This is a genomic window from Burkholderia sp. LMU1-1-1.1, from assembly GCF_040675865.1.
Classification (GTDB): domain Bacteria; phylum Pseudomonadota; class Gammaproteobacteria; order Burkholderiales; family Burkholderiaceae_D; genus Rugamonas.
Genome location: NZ_JBEGHG010000001.1, coordinates 430473 through 450792, shown reverse-complemented (window position 1 = coordinate 450792; position 20320 = coordinate 430473). Strand labels below are relative to the sequence as shown.

General features: G+C 66.2%; 16 protein-coding genes. 14 read left to right on the top strand and 2 right to left on the bottom strand.

Translation table 11 applies throughout. The features are described from left to right. Positions 1-22 precede the first annotated feature (22 nt). The 14 genes from MRBLMU1_RS01750 (at position 23) to MRBLMU1_RS01685 (ending at position 17801) form a co-directional block, all read left to right on the top strand. Positions 23-739 (top strand): CbtA family protein, encoded by a 717-nt coding sequence (locus MRBLMU1_RS01750; RefSeq protein WP_363496077.1) that lies wholly within the window; start codon positions 23-25, stop codon positions 737-739. Further along, positions 736-1074, top strand: a complete 339-nt coding sequence (locus MRBLMU1_RS01745; RefSeq protein WP_363496074.1) for a (2Fe-2S) ferredoxin domain-containing protein — start codon at positions 736-738, stop codon at positions 1072-1074. Before MRBLMU1_RS01750 ends, MRBLMU1_RS01745 begins: the two co-directional genes overlap by 4 nt. Continuing rightward, positions 1067-5137, top strand: a complete 4071-nt coding sequence (locus tag MRBLMU1_RS01740; RefSeq protein ID WP_363496071.1) for a cobaltochelatase subunit CobN — start codon at positions 1067-1069, stop codon at positions 5135-5137. The genes MRBLMU1_RS01745 and MRBLMU1_RS01740 overlap by 8 nt, the downstream gene beginning before the upstream one ends. A gap of 1 nt (position 5138) precedes the next feature. Then, entirely contained in the window at positions 5139-7052 is a 1914-nt protein-coding gene (locus tag MRBLMU1_RS01735; RefSeq protein WP_363496068.1) for a magnesium chelatase subunit D family protein, read from the top strand. A gap of 23 nt (positions 7053-7075) precedes the next feature. Continuing rightward, a complete protein-coding gene (locus tag MRBLMU1_RS01730; RefSeq protein ID WP_363496065.1) occupies positions 7076-7780 on the top strand; it encodes a cobalt-precorrin-7 (C(5))-methyltransferase in 705 nt (234 codons plus the stop codon). After that, positions 7777-9354, top strand: coding sequence for a precorrin-8X methylmutase (locus tag MRBLMU1_RS01725; protein WP_363496062.1), 1578 nt, complete (start codon positions 7777-7779; stop codon positions 9352-9354). The genes MRBLMU1_RS01730 and MRBLMU1_RS01725 overlap by 4 nt, the downstream gene beginning before the upstream one ends. Beyond that, complete coding sequence (gene cbiD / locus MRBLMU1_RS01720; RefSeq protein WP_363496059.1) at positions 9341-10489, top strand: cobalt-precorrin-5B (C(1))-methyltransferase CbiD; 1149 nt, start codon at positions 9341-9343, stop codon at positions 10487-10489. Before MRBLMU1_RS01725 ends, cbiD begins: the two co-directional genes overlap by 14 nt. Next, complete coding sequence (cobI, locus tag MRBLMU1_RS01715; RefSeq protein ID WP_363496056.1) at positions 10486-11220, top strand: precorrin-2 C(20)-methyltransferase; 735 nt, start codon at positions 10486-10488, stop codon at positions 11218-11220. The genes cbiD and cobI overlap by 4 nt, the downstream gene beginning before the upstream one ends. 1 nt (position 11221) lies before the next feature. Then, complete coding sequence (gene cobM, locus MRBLMU1_RS01710) at positions 11222-11995, top strand: precorrin-4 C(11)-methyltransferase (protein ID WP_363496053.1); 774 nt, start codon at positions 11222-11224, stop codon at positions 11993-11995. Beyond that, positions 11992-12756, top strand: coding sequence for a cobalamin biosynthesis protein (locus MRBLMU1_RS01705; protein ID WP_363496050.1), 765 nt, complete (start codon positions 11992-11994; stop codon positions 12754-12756). Before cobM ends, MRBLMU1_RS01705 begins: the two co-directional genes overlap by 4 nt. Then, positions 12756-14300 carry a precorrin-3B C(17)-methyltransferase gene (gene cobJ, locus MRBLMU1_RS01700; RefSeq protein ID WP_363496047.1) on the top strand — a complete coding sequence of 515 codons (1545 nt, stop codon included), beginning with the start codon at positions 12756-12758 and terminating at the stop codon, positions 14298-14300. The genes MRBLMU1_RS01705 and cobJ overlap by 1 nt, the downstream gene beginning before the upstream one ends. After that, positions 14297-15406, top strand: coding sequence for a CobW family GTP-binding protein (locus tag MRBLMU1_RS01695; RefSeq protein WP_363496044.1), 1110 nt, complete (start codon positions 14297-14299; stop codon positions 15404-15406). The genes cobJ and MRBLMU1_RS01695 overlap by 4 nt, the downstream gene beginning before the upstream one ends. 33 nt (positions 15407-15439) lie before the next feature. Further along, positions 15440-16006 carry a HupE/UreJ family protein gene (locus tag MRBLMU1_RS01690; RefSeq protein ID WP_363496041.1) on the top strand — a complete coding sequence of 189 codons (567 nt, stop codon included), beginning with the start codon at positions 15440-15442 and terminating at the stop codon, positions 16004-16006. A 169-nt stretch (positions 16007-16175) separates the two neighbouring features. Then, positions 16176-17801 carry a DUF4394 domain-containing protein gene (locus tag MRBLMU1_RS01685; RefSeq protein WP_363496038.1) on the top strand — a complete coding sequence of 542 codons (1626 nt, stop codon included), beginning with the start codon at positions 16176-16178 and terminating at the stop codon, positions 17799-17801. Between the two features lie 2 nt (positions 17802-17803). On the opposite strand, the gene MRBLMU1_RS01680 is transcribed toward MRBLMU1_RS01685, so the two are convergent. Continuing rightward, complete coding sequence (locus MRBLMU1_RS01680) at positions 17804-18541, bottom strand: hypothetical protein (RefSeq protein ID WP_363496035.1); 738 nt, start codon at positions 18539-18541, stop codon at positions 17804-17806. A gap of 642 nt (positions 18542-19183) precedes the next feature. Beyond that, positions 19184-20278 carry a LacI family DNA-binding transcriptional regulator gene (locus MRBLMU1_RS01675; RefSeq protein ID WP_363496032.1) on the bottom strand — a complete coding sequence of 365 codons (1095 nt, stop codon included), beginning with the start codon at positions 20276-20278 and terminating at the stop codon, positions 19184-19186. Positions 20279-20320 lie beyond the last annotated feature (42 nt).

Genomic DNA, 20320 nt, shown 5'->3' with positions numbered 1-20320 from the left:
CGGGGCCGGCGCGGGCGCCGGTATGTTCAATCGCATGGTTCGCACCGCGGCGGCGGCCGGCCTGCTGGCCGGCTTGCTGCTGACCGGCGTGCAGCACTTGCAGGTGACGCGCATCATCGCGCAGGTAGAGGTGCTGGAATCGGCTGCCGAGGCGGAGCCGGTGGCGCATACGCACGCCGATGGCGCTAAACATATGCACGAAGCAGCGCATGAAGCACCCCACGAACACGGAGGCTGGCAGCCTGAGGATGGCGTAGAGCGCACGCTTTACACCGCGCTGGCCGACGTCAGCATGGCCGTCGGTTATGGCTTGCTGCTGGCGGCCGCCATCGGGCTGCGCGGGCGGCCGGTCGATTGGCGATCCGGCCTGCTGTGGGGCGCCGCCGGTTACGCGGTGTTCTTCCTGGCGCCGTCCATCGGTTTGCCGCCGGAGTTGCCCGGTACCGCCGCCGCGCCGGTGGCCGCACGCCAGGGCTGGTGGATCGCGACCGCGATGTCGACCGCCACCGCGCTGGCGATGCTGGCCTTCGGCCGCCATTGGGCGCTGAAACTGGCGGCCGTCGCGCTGCTGGTGTTGCCGCATCTGGTCGGCGCGCCGCAGCCGCCGGTCCATGCCAGCGTCGCGCCAGACCATTTGCAGCGTTCCTTTGTCTATGCGACCGCGCTCGCCAATGGCGGGTTCTGGCTGGCGCTGGGCGCGCTGACCGGCTTCTTCCACAAGCGCTTCGCCGATCGATGAGAACCCACCACCGTCACGTATTCATGTGCGTCGGCCCGCGTTGCGCTCCCGTCGAGGGGCGCGCGCAGGCCGTGTTCGAGCGCATGGGCGAAATGATCGACGCCCATCCGGAGCTTGCCGTCAAGCGCACGCGGACCCATTGCATGGTGGCGTGCCGCTACGAGGGGCCGGTGATGGTGGTCTATCCCGAAGGCGTGTGGTACCAGCGGGTGAATGAGGCCAATGCGGAACGCATCGTCAACGAGCATTTGATCGGCGGTCGCGAAGTAGGCGACCTGATATTCCATCGCCTTGGTGAAGGCGATACCTGCGCACCGGAACCCAAAGATGATTGAAACAGCAGCCGGCCCGGCGGACGTAGCACTGCTGACGCATGCGTCCAACGATCTGACGGTGTTGCACCAGGCGCAGGCGCAGCTGCCTTCGGGCTTCGCTCGCGTGGCGGGAGTTAACCTGCAGTCGCTCGATGCCGATACCTCGATGGCGGCGTGGTTGGCGGGGGATTTGCGCGCGGCGCGGGTGATCATCGTGCGCGTACTGGGCCGACTTGGCAGCGTTCCAGGATTTACGGAGCTGGTGGACCACGCACGCCGCCATGGCCGGCATCTGATCGTTGTCAGCGGCACCGGCGAGCCCGACCCCGAGCTGGCCGCCGTGTCGGCGGTATCGGCGGATGTGCTGCAGATGACATTGAAGTACTTCCAGGCCGGTGGCAGCGCCAATCTGGCGCAGCTGCTACGCTATCTGTCCGACCACCTGCTGCTGACCGGCTTCGGCTTCGAGCCGGCGCACCCGCTGCCGGAACACGGTATCTATCACCCCGATCTGGCACCCGGCGCCGGCCTGGCTGATTGGCTGGCGTTGCGCGATCCGGCGCGTCCAAGCGCGGGGATCGTGTTTTACCGCGCCCACTGGATGAGCGGGAACACGCGCTTCATCGACGTCATGCTGACGGCGCTGGAAGCGCGCGGCATGAACGTGCTGCCGGTGTTCACCTCGTCGCTGCGCGCCGGGGCCGGCGATGGCGGCAGCTTGCCCAGCGCGTTGCGCTATCTCGCAGACGCATCGGGGGCGCACATCGATGTGCTGATCAATACCACCTCGTTCGCGATGGGCGAGATCACGCCGGGCGGCCCGACGCCGGCCGGATGGTCGGTCGGTGTGCTGGAGACGCTCGATGTTCCGGTGCTGCAGGCCATCACCAGCGGCATGACGATGGAACAGTGGAGCCAGTCGGCGCGCGGGCTCAATCCGCTCGATACGGCGATGAACGTGGTGCTGCCGGAATTCGATGGCCGCATCGTCACCGTGCCGCTGTCGTTCAAGGCCCGCGCCGCCGGCTTGCCGAACGAGGCGGTCGAATATGATCCGTTGCCGGACCGGGTGGCGCGCATCGCCGGCATCGCCGCGCGCTTCGCGCGCCTGAAGCGCTTGCCGAACGCCGAGAAGCGCGTCGCCTTCATGTTCACCAATTCGAGCAGCAAGGCTTCCCAGATCGGCAACGCGGTCGGGCTGGATGCGCCGGCGTCGCTGATGCGCATCCTGGAGGCGCTGCGGGCCGACGGCTACGATGCGGGCCAGCCGTCCGGTGACGGAACGGCGCTGATTCATGAGCTGATAGCGCGCTGCTCCTACGACAATATCTACGTGACCGCCGAGCAGTTGAAGCATGCCGCCGGCCGGGTGCCGGCGGCGCGGTATGCGCAATGGTTCGCGGAGCTGCCTGCGCCGTTGCGCGACAAGATGACCGCGCAGTGGGGCGAGGCGCCGGGCGAGGCCTATGTCCATGACGGCCATCTGTCCTTGGCCGGGATCGAGATGGGCAAGGTGTTCGTGGCGCTGCAGCCGCCGCGCGGCTATGGCATGGACCCGGACGCGATCTACCATCAGCCGGATCTGCCGCCGACGCATCACTACTATGCGCTGTATCGCTGGCTGCGCGACGAGTGGCGCGCCGACGCCATCGTCCACGTCGGCAAGCATGGCACGATGGAGTGGCTGCCGGGGAAGGGCGTCGGCTTGTCCGAGGAGTGCTTCCCGGATGCGCTGCTGGGCGACTTGCCGCTGTTTTACCCGTTCATCATCAACGATCCGGGCGAGGGCTCGCAGGCGAAGCGGCGCGGCCATGCCGTCGTCGTCGATCACCTGACGCCGCCGATGACCACCGCCGACACCTATGGCGCGCTGGCCCAATTGACGCAACTGGTCGATGAATACTATCAGGTCGAGGTGCTGGACCCTGCCAAGCTGCCGTTGTTGCAGCAGCAGATCTGGGAGCTGGTCAAGCAGACCAATCTCAATTCGGATTTGCAGATGCGGTTGCTGCATCATGATCACGACCATGATCACGATCATGGCCATGCGCACCATGACCATGACCACCATCACGGCCATGACCACGATCATGATCATGGCGAAGGTCTGCCGGCTGCCTTGGCGGCGATGGGCGGCTCCGATGTCGCCCACCTGATCGAAGATCTGGACGGCTATCTGTGCGAACTGGGTTCGGCCCAGATACGCGACGGATTGCACATACTGGGCCGCTGCCCGGACGACGGGCAGATGCCGGACATGCTGGTGTCTCTCACGCGTTTGCCGAATCTCGACATCCCCGGTCTGCAATCGGAGGTGGCGAGGCTGTTCGGGCTGACCATGGAAATGCTGCTGGACCAGCAGACGCGCCGTCTCAACGTCGTGCCGGCGCTGGCACGGCTGGCCGATCGCGCCGTCGTCTCGCGCGCCAACGCGCTGGACGCGGTGGATATCCTGTGCCTGCGGCTGTATGAAAAACTCGGCGCCTGGGGATACGATCCTGCGCGTATCGATGCGGTCATTGACAGCGTCTTCGGCGCCCTCGATACGGCGGCAGCAGCGACGCCTTTGCTGCAACCAGCCTTGCGCGCGAAAACCAATGTCCTGTCGCAGATGGGGAAAACACGCGCCAAACCGGCCGAGCCGCGTCCTCAGTCGCCCGCAAGCACCGTCGCAAGCGGTCCTGCGCGCTTCGATGCCATTCGCCGCATTCTCGGTTTCGCGTGCCGTGAGCTTGTCCCGAACCTGGCCCGCGCGAGCGACGAAATCGACAACCTGCTGAGCGGCTTGTCGGGCCGCTACGTGCCGGCCGGCCCGAGCGGGTCGCCGACGCGCGGCATGGCGCAGATCCTGCCGACCGGCCGCAACTTCTATTCGGTCGATCCGCGCAGTGTGCCGTCGCAGTCGGCGTGGCGGGTCGGCCAGCAGCTCGCGCGCGAGGTGTTGGACCGCTATCAGCGCGAGAGCGGCGATTATCCGGAGAGCGTCGCCATCAGCATCTGGGGCACCAGCGCGATGCGCACCCACGGCGACGATGTCGCGCAAATCCTGGCGCTGCTGGGCGTGCGGCCGGTATGGCGGGCGGAGAGCCGTCAGGTTAGCGGGGTGGAGATCATTCCGCTGGACGAACTGAAACGCCCGCGTATCGACGTCACCACCCGCATCAGCGGCTTTTTCCGCGACGCCTTCCCGCAACTGATCGATTTGATCGACGACGCCGTCAATCAGGTCATCGCGCTGGACGAGCCGCTCACCCACAACTTCGTGCGCAAGCACTATCTTGCCGAACTGGCGGACTGGCTGGGGCAGGGGCTGGAGCAGGATGAAGCCGCGCGCCGCGCCGGTTATCGCATCTTCGGTGCCAAGCCGGGCGCCTATGGCGCAGGCGTGCTGCCGCTGATCCAGCACCGCAACTGGGAGGCGGACGCCGATTTCGCCGAGGCCTACGTCAACTGGGGCGGCTATGCCTATGCGCGCGGCATGCAGGGCGCCGATCAGCGCGACGCCTTCCGCATGCGTCTGAGCGGCGTGCAGATTGCGCTGCACAACCAGGACAACCGCGAACACGATATTTTCGACAGCGACGATTACCTGCAATTCCACGGCGGGATGATCGCCACCATCCGGGCGCTGAGCGGCCAGCAGCCACGCCACTATTTTGGCGACAGCCACGATCCGTCGCGCGCACAGGTGCGCGACCTGAAGGAGGAAACCCTGCGCGTATTCCGTTCGCGCGTGGTCAATCCCAAGTGGCTCGCCAGCATACAGCGGCACGGCTACAAGGGAGGGCTGGAACTGACCGCCACCGTCGACTATTTGTTCGGCTACGACGCCACCGCCCAGGTCATGGACGACTGGATGTACGAGGACGTGGCGCAGTCCTATGCCTTCGATCCGGCGATGCAGGAATTCCTGCGGGACGCCAATCCCTGGGCGCAGAACGCCATCACGGAACGTTTGCTGGAGGCGGCCAGCCGGGGCATGTGGGCGGAGCCGCGCCCGGAGACGCTGGACCGATTGCGCGAGCTGTATCTGCGCAGCGAAGAACTACTTGAAGAGCGCGGCGAGACCCCGCGCCACGGATAGGATGCGTCATATGAATTTCCCCTTCACCGCCATCGTCGGTCAATCGACGTTGCGCACGGCGCTGATGTTGTGCGCGGTGGACCCGAGTATTGGCGGCGTGCTGATACGGGGCGACAAAGGCACCGCCAAGAGCACCGCCGCGCGCGCGCTGGCCGATGTCCTGCCTCGCATCGAGCGAGTACCCGGATGCGCGTTCAATTGTGCCGCCGGCGCGCAGTGCGAGCATTGCGACGTGTGCGGTGGGCGGGCACCGGAACCGTCCGCCGTGCCTTTCGTCACGCTGCCGTTGGGCGCGACCGAGGACAGGGTGCTGGGCAGCCTCGATATCTCGCGCGCGCTGCAAGGCGGACAACGGGCGTTTCAACCTGGCTTGCTGGCGTCCGCGCATCGCGGCCTGCTGTATATCGACGAGGTCAATCTGCTGGCCGACCATCTGGTCGACGTGCTGCTGGACGTGGCGGCCATGGGTGTCAATAGCGTGCAACGGGATGGACTGTCGATCCGGCACGCGGCGCGCTTTACCCTTGTGGGCACGATGAATCTTGAGGAAGGCGACTTGCGCCCGCAACTGCTGGACCGCTTCGGCCTGATGGTCGAGGTGATCGCGCCACGCGAGAAGACGGAAAGGTCGGAAGTGGTGCGGCGTCGTATCGCCTTCGAGGCCGATCCTGCCGGCTATGTCGAGCAATGGCGCGACCAGCAGGACGCGCTGCAAGCAAGGCTGGCGAAGGCGCAGACATTGCTGCCCACTGTCGCTCTGGACGACGCCATGCTCGATTTGATCAGCCACTTGTGCTGCGAGTTCGAGGTCGCCAGCCTGCGCGCCGATATCGTCATGCACAAGACCGCCCGCGCGCTCGCCGCGCTGGACGGCCGCGATAAGGTGGATTTGCGGGACATACGCGGCGCGGCCGAGCTGGTGCTGCCGCACCGGCGCCGGCGCAAGCCTTTCGAACAACCAGGGCTGGACCAGCAGCGCCTCGACGATTTGATGCCGCAGGCGGCCAACGAGCCGCAACCGCCGGAACGAACATCGGGCGAGCATGGCGACGATGCGCCCGAGGACGGGCAGCCGGGCCTGGGCAACGATGAACAGGTGTTTGCCGCCTCCGCGGGCGGCGCCGCGCCGCGCATAGCGGTGGAAGCCCCGGCCGACACCGCGCACACTCAGGGGCACCGCAGCGCGGCGAACAATACGGCGCGCGGGCAGATGCTGCGCGCGGTGCCGAACGAGCAGCCGACCAGCATCGCCATTGGCGCGACTTTGCGCAGCGCGGCGTTGCGCGACCCCGCGAACATGCGCGTGGTCCGCGCCGATTTGCATCAGCAGGTCAAGGCCGGCACCAGCGGCAACCTGATTGTGTTCGTGGTGGACGCCTCCGGATCGATGGCGGCGCAGCGCCGCATGGAAGCACTCAAGGGCGCGGTGCTGAATCTGCTCACCGACGCCTATCAGCAACGCGACGAGGTGGCGGTCGTCGCCTTTCGCGGACAGGATGCCCAATTGCTGCTGGCGCCGACCCGCAGCGTCGATCTGGCTGAGCGAAATTTGCGGGAGCTGCCTACCGGCGGGCGTACACCGCTGCCACATGCGCTCCAACTGGCGCTGGATGTGGTGGAGCGTGCGAAAAAAGGTGCCCAAAGCGGCCCGCCGCTGCTGGTGCTGATGACCGATGGTAAAGCGAACGTGCCGCTGGCGGATGCCGGCGACCCGTGGCGCGAGTCGCTGGCGCTGGCGGAGTTGCTTTCCGAACGCCGCATTCCATCCCTGGTGATCGACACCGAGAGCGGCTACACGCGGTTCGGCCGAGCCGCGCGGTTGGCCGAGGCGCTGAAAGCGGAGTGCCTGACGCTGGAAGAACTGTCCGCCGACAACCTGGCGCTGACCGTGCGCGCCCGGCTGGCCGGCGCATAAAGAGATAACTTAGGAGTGGCTGGATGATTATTTGTATAGGTGCGGGGCCGGGCGACATCGGCTACCTGACGCAACGCGGCGCGCAGTTGATACGCGAGGCGGACGTCGTCGCCGGTTTCGAGGCCGTGCTCAATGTCGTGCGCACCCTGATACCCGAGACCGCGACAGTGGTTAGCATGGCCTACCGCGACCAGGTCGAACAGCTGGACAAGGTGGCGCAGGAACACCATGCCGGTAAACGCTGCGTGGTGGTTTTCATGGGCGATATCCATTTCAGCGGCTTCCAGTACCTGGAGCGGGTCGAACGCGCCTGCGGGCATCCGGTCGAATCGCTGCCCGGCATCTCGTCGGCGCAGATACTCGCCTCGCGCGCAAAGGTCTGCTTCGATGAAACCACCTTCATCACATTCCACCGCCGTGGCGACCTGGAGCCGTTCAAGCGTCACCTGGTCCATGTGCTGCAGGATCAGCGCAACGCCATCGTCATTCCATGTCCGTGGGACGCGGCGCGCTCGTTCATGCCGTGGCATATCGCCGCCTATCTGATCGGGCAGGGCATTCCGCCGTCGCATCCGACCGAGGTGTGGGAGAACCTGACCCGTGGCGAGGCAGAGTGGCATGGCACGCTGGCCGAATGCGCGGAGCATCAATGTTCCGACATGAGCATCATGTTGATCCGGACGCTGGCGCCGATGGACAGCCAGATCGAAGCGGCGCCGTTGAAATGACGGCAAGCGAGAAATTTGGCATCGTCATCGCCGGCCATGGCAGCCGCGATCCTGACGCGGTGCGCGAGTTCGAGGCGCTGGTGGAACTGGTGCGCCAGCGCGCACCTCAGGACGCGGTCAGCCACGGCTACCTGGAGTTCGCCAGCCCGACCATCGCCGAGGCGGTGGCGGACAATTTGGCGGCCGGCGCACGGCAGGTGGCGGTGGTGCCCGGCGTGCTGCTGGCCGCGCGCCATGCCAAGAACGACATGCCGGCCGAGATGCAGGCGGTCGCGCGCGAGCATCCGGAGATCGATTTCCATTTCGGCGCGCCGATGAGCCTCGATCCCAAGCTGCTGCAGCTGGCGCAGGAGCGCATCGTCGCCGCCGAGGCGACGTCGCCGCAAACAATCAAGCGTTCCGATACCTGCCTGGTGGTGGTGGGGCGCGGCACGACCGACCCGGACGCCAATGGCGAAGTGGCCAAGCTGGCGCGCATGCTGGAGGAAGGCATGGGCTTCGGCGCCGCCTTCGTGTGCTATTCCGGCACGGCGCAGCCATTGGTTGCCGACGGCCTTCGCAGCGCGGCGAGGCTGGGCTATGCGCGCATCGTGGTGCTGCCGTTTTTTCTGTTCGACGGCGTGCTGGTGAAACGCATCTACGCGGCGGCGGACGACTTGCGCGAGCGCGAGCCGGGGCTGGAGGTGCTGAAGGCCGGTTACTTCGGCGTCCATCCCACCGTCGCCGACGTGATGATCGACCGCGCGCGCGAGGCCGTCGCGGGCCGGGCGGCGATGAATTGCTCGCTGTGCAAATACCGGGTGCAAATCGTCGGCTTCGAGCAGCAGGTGGGCGAACCGCAGCGTGCGCATCATCTCGCGGTACGCGGACTGCTGGCGCAGGCGGATGCGGGTGGCGGGCAGCCGGCGAGCGCTGAACTGGTCTATAAACCGTACGATCCCCATCCGATCGAGGCGGAGAGCTTCCGCATCATCGCGGCGGGGCGTGACTGGTCGGCCTTCCCGCCCGATCAACTGACAGTCTTGCAACGCCTTGTGCATACGAGCGGCGATTTCGACGCCGTCAACGACATCTATTTCTCGCCGGGCGCCGTCGATAGCGGCATCAAGGCGCTGTTGCGCTGCAAGCGCGTATTGACCGACGTGACCATGGTCCAGACGGGCCTGAAAAGGGCGCTGCTCGAGGAACTGGGCATCGATACCTGGTGCGGCGTGCATGACCGCGAGACGCATCTGATGGCCGAACAATACGGTATCACGCGTTCGGCGGCCGGCATCCGGCGCGGCTGGGAGAAGTTCGGCAACGACGTGGTGGTGGCGATCGGCGACGCGCCGACGGCGATCTTCGAGGCGGTGCGGCTGATCCGCGACCATGGCTGGCGTCCGCAGCTTGTGATCGCGCTGCCGGTCGGTTTTGTCGGCACGCGCGAGAGCAAGGATGCACTGCGGCGTTGCCTGCAAGTGCCGCGCATCACCAACAGCGGCACGCGCGGCGGTTCGCCGTGGGCGGCCAGTGTCGTGAATGGCTTGATGATCGATGGGCTGAACCAGCTCGCGGAGTATGAACCTGGTTGAACGCCAGCCCTTCGATCTGAGCGTGCCGGCCGTGAATGGCCTGCGGCGCGGGCGCACAACGGGCAGCTGCGCCACGGCGGCGGTCAAATCGGCGCTGAGGCTGTTGCTGCACGGCGAACGCGACACCCGGGTCGATATCAGCCTGCCCGATGGCGTGCATTTTTTGACGGTGCCGATACAGCATGTCGATTGGCTGGACGAGCAGGCGGTGAGGTCGGAAGTGCTGAAAGACGGCGGTGACGATCCTGACAACACGCATGGCGCCACCATCTTCGCCGAGGTGCGCCGCAACGCCGCCGGCGAGGTGCGCTTCTTCGCCGGGCGTGGAGTGGGCATCGCCACCGCGCCGGGTTTGCGGGTGGCGGTCGGCGAGCCGGCCATCAACCCGGTGCCGCGCCAGATGATGCGGCTGGCGGTGGACGAGGTGCTGGCGGACGCGATGGCCGAACCTGCCGACACGGGCTTCGATCTGACCATCGGTTGCGAGGGCGGCGAGATGATCGCCAAAAAAACCTTCAACCCGAGGCTGGGCATCGTGGGCGGCATCTCGATCCTCGGAACGTCCGGCATCGTCGAACCGATGTCGCTGTCGACCTGGATAGCCTCGATCGAGGTGTATGTGCGGGTGGCGCTGGCGGGCGGCCAGCAATGTGTGGCCTACCTGCCGGGCAAGATAGGCAGGGAGTATGCGCGCGACGTGCTGCGGCTGCCGGAGCAGCGCACCGTGCAGATCGCGAATTTTCTGGGTGATGCGCTCGATTTTACGCAAACGGTGTTGGCCGAGGATGGCCGCACGCTGGATGTCCTGTGGCTGGCCGGCCATCCCGGCAAGCTGGCCAAGGTCCTGGACGGCGCCTGGGATACCCATTCCAGCAAGAGCAACATGGCCATGGGCGGCGTGGCGCGGGTGGCGGCGCAGTGGGGCTACGGCCCCGAAGTAGTGAACGATATTGAAACAGCAAATACAGTGGAAGCGGCAATGGAAAGATTAAAGCGGGAACCCGGTGCGCCGGCATTTTGGCGTGAAATTGAGCGCCGCATCGGCGAACTGGCGCACGCGCGTGTGCCGTCGGTCGAACGGCTGGAGGTGCGACTGTTCGACCTGGCCGGCAATCTGCTCGGGGAACGGACATGAGCGGCGTCGGCACCTTGTGGGGCATCGGCGTCGGCCCCGGTCCGGCGGGCTATCTGCCGGTGGCGGCGCTGGAGGCATTGCGCCAGGCGGACCTGGTGTATGCCCCGCGTGCGCGCGGCGCGGCCGATTCGGTGGCGCTGCAATGCCTGGCCGGCACCGGCTTCGAGCCTGATCCCGCCAGGCTGCGCGAAATCGAGTTCAATATGGACCCGGACCGGGCGGTGCTCAGCGAGCATTACGCGCAGCTGGCCGACATGATCGCCGCCGAATTGCGCTCCGGCCGCAACGTCGCCTACCTGACCATCGGCGACACCCTGACCTATTCGACCTACGGCTATGTGCTGGCGGCGTTGCGCGAGCGCATTCCCGGTCTGCCGCATCGCACCTTCCCCGGCGTGACCAGCTACGCGGCGGCGGCATCGGCGCTGGCATGGCCGCTGGGCGAGGGCAAGGAGCGCGTGCTGATACTGCCGTGTCCCGAGACGCCGGAGGAACTGCGGCGCGACATCGAAAGCCACGATATCGTGGTGCTGATGAAAGTGGGCACCCGTCTGGGCTGGGTGCTCGATCTGCTGCGCGAGATGGACATCGCCCGGCATTGCGCGTTCGCCCGCCGTATCGGACTGCCGGGCGAGTTGCTGGCCTCCGGCGTCGGCGATCTGGTGGCCGACGAGGCGATGGGCTATCTCGCCACCTTGCTGGTCCGCCGCTCGCCGCGAAAGGAACGTTGAGATGAAAGTCTATTTTGTAGGGGCCGGCCCCGGCGCGGCCGATCTGATCACCCTGCGCGGCGCGCGCCTGCTGGGCAGCGTCAACATGGTGCTATACGCCGGTTCGCTGGTGCCGACCGAGATGCTGAACCACTGTGTACCCGGCACCGAATTGATCGACACCGCCGAACTGGATCTGGAACAGCAGCAGGCCTGCTACGTGCGTGCGCAGGCTGCGGGCACCGACGTGGTGCGGCTGCATTCCGGCGATCCGGCGATCTATGGCGCCACGGCGGAGCAGATGCGCCGCCTGGAGGCGTTGGGCATCGAGTACGAGATCGTGCCCGGCGTGTCGTCGTTCACGGCGGCGGCAGCCGCGATCCAGTCGGAGCTGACCAAGCCGGAAGTGTCGCAGAGCGTGATATTGACGCGCGTCTCCGGCCGCGCCTCGGCGGTGCCGGAACTCGAATCGATCGCGCGATTGGCGGAGCATCGCGCCACCATGTGCATTTTCCTCTCCGGGCCGCACCTGAAGAAGATCGTGGCCGACCTGTCGCTGCACTATCCGCAGGATACGCCGGTCAGCCTGGTCTACCGCGCCAGCTGGCCGCAGCAGAAGATCTACCAGGGCACGCTGGGAACGGTGCTGCAAGACACCAAGCGCGGCGCGTGGAACCTGACGACGATGATGTTGATCGGCGCGGCGCTGGACAAGAACATCGCCGCCGAATCGAGCTTGTATTCGAAGGACTTCACGCATCTGTTCCGGGTGGTGAAGAAGAAGGACGCGGCGTGACGGCGAGCCTCGGAATATGGCTGGTGCGCGCGGAGGGCGAGGCGCTGGCTACCGCCTTGCAAGCGCGTCTGGGCGGCGAGATATACCGTCCGTGGCTGCTGCCGGACACTAGCCAGAAGGCGCAATTCGCCGCCAGCTACCGGAACCACGGGCAGTGGGTCATGGTGGCGGCCAGCGGCATCGCCGTGCGCTTTCTGGACGGTCTGCCGGCCGACAAGCACACCGATCCGGCGCTCGTCGTGCTGGACGAGGCGGGACGATTCGCCATCGCGCTGCTGGCCGGTCACGAGGGCGGCGCCAACGTGCTGGCCTATCGCGTAGCCGGGGTGGTCGGCGCGGTGCCGGTGGTGACGACGGCCACCGAGGCGCTCAAGCCGCTGACGGTGGGCATAGGCTGCCGCAAGGGCGTCGCGGCGGACCGCATCGAGGCCGCCGTACTGCAGGCGTTGAAGGCCGGCGGCGACTACGGCATCGGCGACGTGCGCGAAATGGCGACCGTCGACCTGAAGGCGGAGGAACCGGGGCTGCTCGAATTTTGTGGCCGGCACGGTCTGCCGCTGCGGGTGTTCGCACGGGCGGATCTGGCGGCCCGTCCCTGGGTCGGCAAGCCGTCCGACTGGGTGCGGCAGAACGTGGGACTGGACGGCGTGTGCGAGCCGTGCGCCCTGGTGGCCGGCGCGCGCGGCGCGCTGCTGGTGCCGAAAACAACCCTGGACGGCGTCGCCGTCGCAGTGGTACTGGATAAATGGATGGAAATCTGATGAGTGGTGTTTTGAATTTGGTGTCGGTGGGGCCGGGCTTCGATGATTTGATCGTGCCGCGCGCCATCGCGGCCTTGCGCGACAGCGATGTCATCGTGGCCTATGAATTGTATCTGCGCTGGATTGCGCCCCATATCGAGGGCAAGGATATCCACACGCCGCCGCTGACGCAGGAGCGTGAACGCGCCATGCTGGCGATCGAGCACGCGCGTGCCGGCGCCAGGGTCGCGCTGATCTCCAGCGGAGACATCGGCATCTACGCGATGGCCGCGCTGGCGTTCGAGGAAATGCGCGAGGACGACACCTACGAGGTGAATGTGGTGCCGGGCATTACGTCCGCCAATGCATGCGCGTCCTTGCTGGGCTCTCCGTTGTCGCACGATTTCGCCACGCTCAGCCTCTCCGACCTGCTTTGCCCGTGGGAGTGGATCGAGCACCGCGCCCGACATATCGCCCAGGCGGATCTGGCCTGCGTGATGTACAACGTGCAAAGCGCCAGCCGGCAGCAAGGCGTTTACCGCGTGCTGCAGCTGATGCTGGAATCGAAAGCCCCGCACACGTTGTGCGGGGTGGTCAAGAATGCCTACCGTCCAGGCCAGGAAGTGGCGATTTACCGGCTCGACGAGCTGCCGTCGCTGCAGTTCGACATGCTGACCACCATCGTGGTCGGCAACCGCTTTACGATGCGCAAACGTGGCAGCATTTTCACGCCGCGCGGCTACAACGATTGGGCGCAGCCGGAGGCGAAGGACGCATCGCAGGAAGAGGAACTGCCCGATAACGCGGTCTGGGTGTTTTCCGGCACCAGCGACGGGAACGCCCTGGCCGCGCAGCTGGCCGAGGGGCAGGACAAGAACGTAGTGGTATCGGCGGCCAGCGACCATGGCGGCGACATGGCGCGCCAGGATTGTCCCGGCGTCAGCGTCTGGGCGGGCCGGCAGGGCGTGGAAGCGCGGCGCCGCGTGCTGACGCAAAAGAACGCCCGTCTGCTGCTCGATGCCACCCATCCCTACGCCAGCGGCATGTCGGAACAGCTGATTGGCTTGTCGAAGGAACTGGGCATTCCCTACCTGCGCTATGAGCGCCCCAGCGAGTACCAGGCGCGGGACGGGGAACTGTGTTCCTCCATGGAACAGGCGGCTGAGCGTGCCGCTGCGCTGGGACTGCGTATTTTCCTGGCGACCGGATCGAAGGATCTGGCGACTTTCATGCGCACGCCCGGCGCGGCCGGCAAGCAGTGGTTCGTGCGCCAGACCGCCGAACCGGAACTGATCGAACGCGCCCTGGCACTCGGTATTCCGCGCGAACGCATTTGCGCGATGCAGGGGCCGTTCTCCGCTGAATTCAATACGGCGCTGTGGCGAGACTGGGGTATCGACTGCGTGGTGACCAAGGATTCCGGCGGCGCGGGCGGTTACCAGGCCAAGGTGCGGGCCGCGAAGGCGTTGGGGATTCCGTTGCTGGTGGTGGCGCGTCCGAAGCTGGAGTATCCGGCGCTGGTGGCGGATGTCGCCGACGCGATAAGGGCATGCGCGGCGTTATGAAGCAGCTGATCCCTGTGACCATCGTCACCGGCTTTCTCGGCGCCGGCAAGACGACTTTGCTGCGCGGCCTGGTCGAGCGGCGTCAGACGCGCCGCCTGGCCTTGCTGATCAACGAGTTCGGCGAGATTTCGGTGGACGGCGCGCTGGTGCGCGACGACGTCGGCGACGACCCGCAGGTATGCATCCAGGATTTCGCCAATGGGTTGATCGCGTACGGCGACGATGCGCAGTTCGTGCCTGCCATGCGGGCGATCGCCGAGCGGCGCGCGCGGATCGACCATGTGCTGATCGAGACCTCCGGCCTGGCGCTGCCGACGGCGGTGATGGAACTGCTGCAAAGCGCGGAGCTGGCCGGCGATTTCATCCTCGATGCGACGCTGGCGGTGGTGGACACGCCGTTGCTGCTGTCCGACCGCTTCGAGCACGGACCGCGGGAGGGCGAAAGCGCCGCCGCCACGATGTTCGACCAGCAGCTGGAATATGCCGACGTGGTTGTGCTGAACAAGATCGACGAGCTGGACGAGGCGGCGCTGCTGCTGGCCGAGACGCGCGTGCGCCGGCGGGCGCCCAAGGTGCGCTTTCTGGAGCTGGCGTACCGGGCGCAGCTCGATATCCGCCTGGCGCTGGGCCTGCGGCTGCACCAGCCCACCCGCACCGAGCATACCCACGTCTTCACGCCGCTGGCGACGATGCCCGGTGCGCAAGCGGCGCCGCTGGCCGGCCAGAACCGCCTGAACGGCCACGCCCATTCCGGTCTGGGCGCGCACAGTCACGGACTGGCCACCCACAAGCATTTTCACGAGCAGGACCCGGGCTGGTTGTCGTTCGTGCTGCGCAGCGATGCGCCGCAGGACGGGGAACAGCTCAAATCCGCGCTGCTCGAAGCGGCGCGTGCCGAGCCTATCCTGCGCAGCAAAGGCTATATACGCCTGCGCGACACCGACAACGCGGTGCTGGTGCAGGGCGTGCGCGCCCGCCTGACGCTGCAGGCGGATGCCGCCAGGGTTGCGGGGCGACGTTCGCAGCTGGTCTTCATCGGCTATCACATCAACCGCGACAAGGTGGCCGCGCTGCTGACCGAGCGCACCGGAACCGCCTGGCGTTGAATTCTAAATTACTATCTACCTGAAGGAGTACCTATGAAATCCAAACCGATCTTGACGTTGCTGGCGCTGACCTATGGCGGCGCCGCGCTGGCCCATCCCGGCCACTCGGACGGCGCGATGGCTGGCCTGATGCACCCGCTGACGGGCATCGACCATATCCTGGCGATGCTGGCCGTCGGCCTGTGGGGCGCGCAACTGGGCGGGCGCGCGCAGTGGGTGCTGCCGGCCAGTTTCGTGGCCTTCCTGGCCGCCGGTGGGGCGCTGGGCATGAGCGGCGCGGCGTTGCCGATGGCGGAAGCGGGCATCGCCACTTCGGTGCTGCTACTCGGCTTGTTGATCGGCTTCGCCGTCAAGTTGAAGACGCTGCCAGCGGCGCTGATCGTCGGCGGCTTCGCCGTCTTCCACGGTTACGCGCACGGCACCGAGATGCCGGCGATGAGTAACGCCTGGCTGTACGGCGTCGGCTTCGTCGCGGCCAGCGCGGCATTGCACGTCGCGGGCCTGGGACTCGGGCGTGCGGTACGTCGCCACAGCGGCTGGTTGCGTACCGGTGGCGGCTTTATCGCGCTGGCCGGCATGTGGCTCGGCATGGCCGCTTGAGTGTTTGCGACGGTGTTTGGGTTATGACCAAGTAGCGTAAAATATTAGCTATAAATTATTTTTTACGTGCGCTGCATCCAAACGCAGTGGCCAAGGGTAGTGTGTGGGTGCGCTCCTCGTCATCACGGCCGGGCGGCACGTCCACTCACTTTAAAAGAAGAGACTAACCATGCCACTGCCATTCAGCAAACTGCTATTGGTTTCCGCGATCGCCGCCTCGCTGGCCGCCTGCGGGTTCACCGAGGATATCGACAAGGATGACGATGACAAACCGCCGCAAGCCGGCGAGACGGGTGACGTATTTGTCTTGACCGCCAGCAATAAGTTGTTGTCCTTCGACCGAGCCACCCCGGCCACCATCCGCACCACCGCGACCGTCACCGGCTTGCAGGCCGGCGAGAACCTGCTCGGTATCGACTATCGTCCCGCCGACGGCCAGCTGTATGGCGTCGGCAGCACGGGACGAATTTACACGCTGAACGGCGTGACCGGCGCCGCCACGCTCAAGTCCACGCTGGCGGCGGACAGCGCGGATACCAGCGCTCCGTTCACGGCGCTCGCGGGCACCGAATTCGGCGTCGATTTCAATCCGGCGGCCGACCGGCTGCGCATCGTTGGCAATACGGGTCAGAGCCTGCGCGTGAATGTCGACAACGGAGCCACGACCACCGACGGATCGATCAACGGCGGCGCGGCCAATACCGCCGTCAACGCCGCCGCTTACACCAACAGCTTTGCAGGCACCGCCGGCACGACGTTGTTCGTCGTCGATTCCGTCAACGGCACGCTGTACACCCAGAACCCACCCAACAATGGCACCCTGGCCAACCCCGTATCGCTGGGCGTGGCCGCCACCAGCGTGGCCGGTTTCGACATCGATGCGCGCACCAACACCGGCTATGCCGTCATGACCGTCGGCGGGGCGCGCAATCTGTACACCATCAACCTGGGCGCGACCGCGAACGCGGCCACGCTGGTTGCCGCCGTTGGCGCGAGCGAGGATTTGCGCGGCGTCGCCGTGCGCACTCCCGCCGCGCCGGTGGTCTACGGCCTGACATCCGACGGCCGTATCGTTTCGTTCAAAACCTCCACGCCGAATACCCTGGACAGCAACGTGGCGATCACCGGCCTTTCCGGCAGCGAGCGGCTGCTGGGCTTCGATATCCGTCCCAAGGATGGGCTGCTGTATGGCCTGTCCTCGATCGGGCGCATCGTGACCATCGATCCCGCCACGGGGGCCATCACCGCCAAGGCGACGCTGGCCGCCGATGCGGGCGACAGCTCGTCGCCGTTCTCGAATCTGATCGGCACCGGCTTCGCGGTCGACTTCAACCCGGTCGCCGACCGCCTGCGCGTGATCAGCGATGCGGGTCAGAACCTGCGCGTCAACGTCGATACCGGCGCCACCACCACCGACGGCCCGGTCAACAGCACTGGCGTGACGGCGGCGGCCTACACCAACAGCTACGCTGGCGCCACAACGACGGTGCTTTACGATATCAACACCAGCGGCGGCAACCTGGTGACGCAGAATCCGCCGAACGACGGCATCCTGGTCAACGTGGGATCGTTGGGCGCCAACGCCGTGGGCGACGTGGCGATGGACATCGCCGGCGGCGCCAATGGACTGGCGCTGGCGGCGCTGCGCGGCTCCACCAACGGCGCGAGTTTGCTGTATCGGGTGGACCTGGCCACCGGCGCTGCGGTGCCGGTCAATGGCACCGGGACGGTCGCGAATTCGGCGATCGGCAATGGCCAGGTGGGTTTGATCGATCTGGCGATCTCGCTGAAGTGAGGCTAGCTTCTGCCGGCGATGTATAGCAAGGTCTTGACGTCGTTTTCGCTTGCGACGGTCCTTTGCAGGATATCCTGCCGATAGATCGTCGCAACCGGGTCTTCGCGGTAGTAGGCCATCAGCTCGATTTCTCCAGACCGGGGGTACGGGGGCGCGGTGGCCGCCATGCGTCCGAAGATGGACGAGGTTCCGCCATGCCCCCAGGACCAATGTATGCCGAAGGCGCTGGTGAGGAAGGCGTGGCCGATTTCGTGCGCGGCCGTCATCGCGAACATGGCGTCGGCATCGCTCTCGTGACGGGGTTCGTAGTAGAGATTTCCGCGTAGTAGCGGGTAGGGATTGCTGGACCGGCTGCTCAATGGACCAAGCAGCGGGCTGCCGGTGTGCGCCAGGATCAGCGGCATGCCGTCCATCGCCTGCCGTGCCGAGACGGTCACCGCGTAGTCGGCGCCATTCAAGATGATGGTTCGGCTCCAGTACTTGCTTAAGCCGAGGTCCGCCAACCGCGTGTAGTGTTCGAAGCGGTCCTGCGCGACGCGTCTGGACTGGCCGAGAACCCGTGCCGCCAGCGACGGCATACGGTAATTCATCGCCACTTCAATGTGGATGGTGCGGTGCTGATCGTCGATCGAGGCGGCGGCGTAGCGGACCGGCCTGGCGCGGCCGGACAGAAGTTGCGAGCATGCGAACGCGGTGACAGGATGCGGTGGAAAAATGGTATTGCGGGGAGACTGCGCCATCGCTTATCTTTAGATCTATCGGCATGATTTCGCGCTCACGGACGTGCACACGGCAACGGCCCGAGGACGGCAATGCCGCCTTCAGGCCGGTGCTAGATCATACAACCAAGCATGCAACTACGCATACTACGCCGCAATGCGCGGCGCCGGGACCGGTCAGCGGGCCGGAGGTGTCGACTCAGGCGTGGTCGTTGCCGGTGGGGTCGTGGCGTCCGGTGGGCTGCCAGCTGCCGGTGGCGTGGTCGCGTCCGGTGCCGGGGTCGGCGTCGAAGGCGTTGCGCTAGGGGCTGGGGTTGGGGCGGTCGTGGCTTCTGGTGTCACTGGATCGGCTTCTTGCTTTTTGCAACCGGTAACGGCCGCGGCAGTCAGGATCAACGCAAAGGCGAACTTGGCGGGTACATTCAGTTGTTTCATGGTGACCTCCTTGGTGTAGTGTTGATATGTATCTTAGCTACACCTGAGTTCGGGCGGTATAGGCGTTCTCGCGGCGTGTTTGTAGGACTAGTCTTAAATGGTGTCATGACGCCGGGGCGCAGTTCACAGATATGCGCGGTTACCGCAAGATCCCATGCTGGGCTGAAGGAAAGTACTTTTCAACCTCGCCCACGCTGATTTCCACCGATCAAGGGCATTTGCCGTGTCTTATCGGGCGTTGCGCTTGACGATCCTGGCCGGCGGACGCATGCGCGGGGCGGCGTCCGATTGGCGTCGTATCAGCGCGTAGTCCATCAGCGCGTGCTCCGGCGCCTGCGGCGCGCCGCTGTGGCGGGCGCGGACCTGCTGCACCAGCGACCGCAACGCCGTTTCCGCCATGCCGGTGATGGGCTGGCGCACGGTGGTGAGCTCGGGCCAGATCGTCGTGGCCAGCGCGGTATCGTCGAAACCGGCCACGGTCAGGTCGCCCGGCACGTCCAGGCCTAGCCGGTGGGCGATCGCCACCACGGCGGCGGCCATGTCGTCGTTGCTGGCGAAGATGGCGGTTGGACGCGGTTCCTGGGCGAGCAGGATCTCCGCCGCGTCCAATCCCGAGCGATAGGTGAACATTCCCGGCACGATCAACTCCGGCGCGCCTTGCGCATGATGTTCGGCGATGGCGGCCTTGAAGCCGGCCAGGCGGCGCGCGCTCGCGCTCTGGTTCGGATGGCCGGCGACGAAGCCGATGCGCTGGTGTCCCAGCGCGATCAGATGACAGGCCATCGCATGGGCGGCCGCGTAGTCGTCGATGCTCACGCCGCTGACGCGCAGGTCCGGCTGGCCGCAGGCCACCGTGACGGCCGGGGTGCCGGCGTCGGTGATCAAGTCGATCAGCTGTTTGGAGTCGCACAGCGGCGGCGGCAGGATGATGCCGTCGACGCCATTGGCGATCAGGCGGCGCGCCTGTTCGACGCCGTGTTCATCGGCCTCGCATTTTTCCACCACCAGCTGGACGTTGTTCGGGCCGGCCTGGTTGAGCAGGCCGACCAGGAATTCGCTCAGGTAGCCGGCGCTTGGATTGCTATACAAGAAACCGATACGGATCGAGCGCGAACCGGCCAGGCGGCGCGCGGCCTGATTCGGCACGTAGCTCAGGGCCGCGACGGCGTCGGCCACGCGGTTGCGGGTCTTCTCGCTCACCTTGGGGTCGCCGTTCATCACGCGCGACACCGTCATCGGCGACACGCCGGCCAGCTTGGCGACATCGGTCATCGTCGGTGCCTGCGCCGGCGGATCTTTGGGGCCTTGCTCTTTACTTGTCATCTTCACTCCAGGGTCAGGTCCACCAATGCTACACGAGCTGGG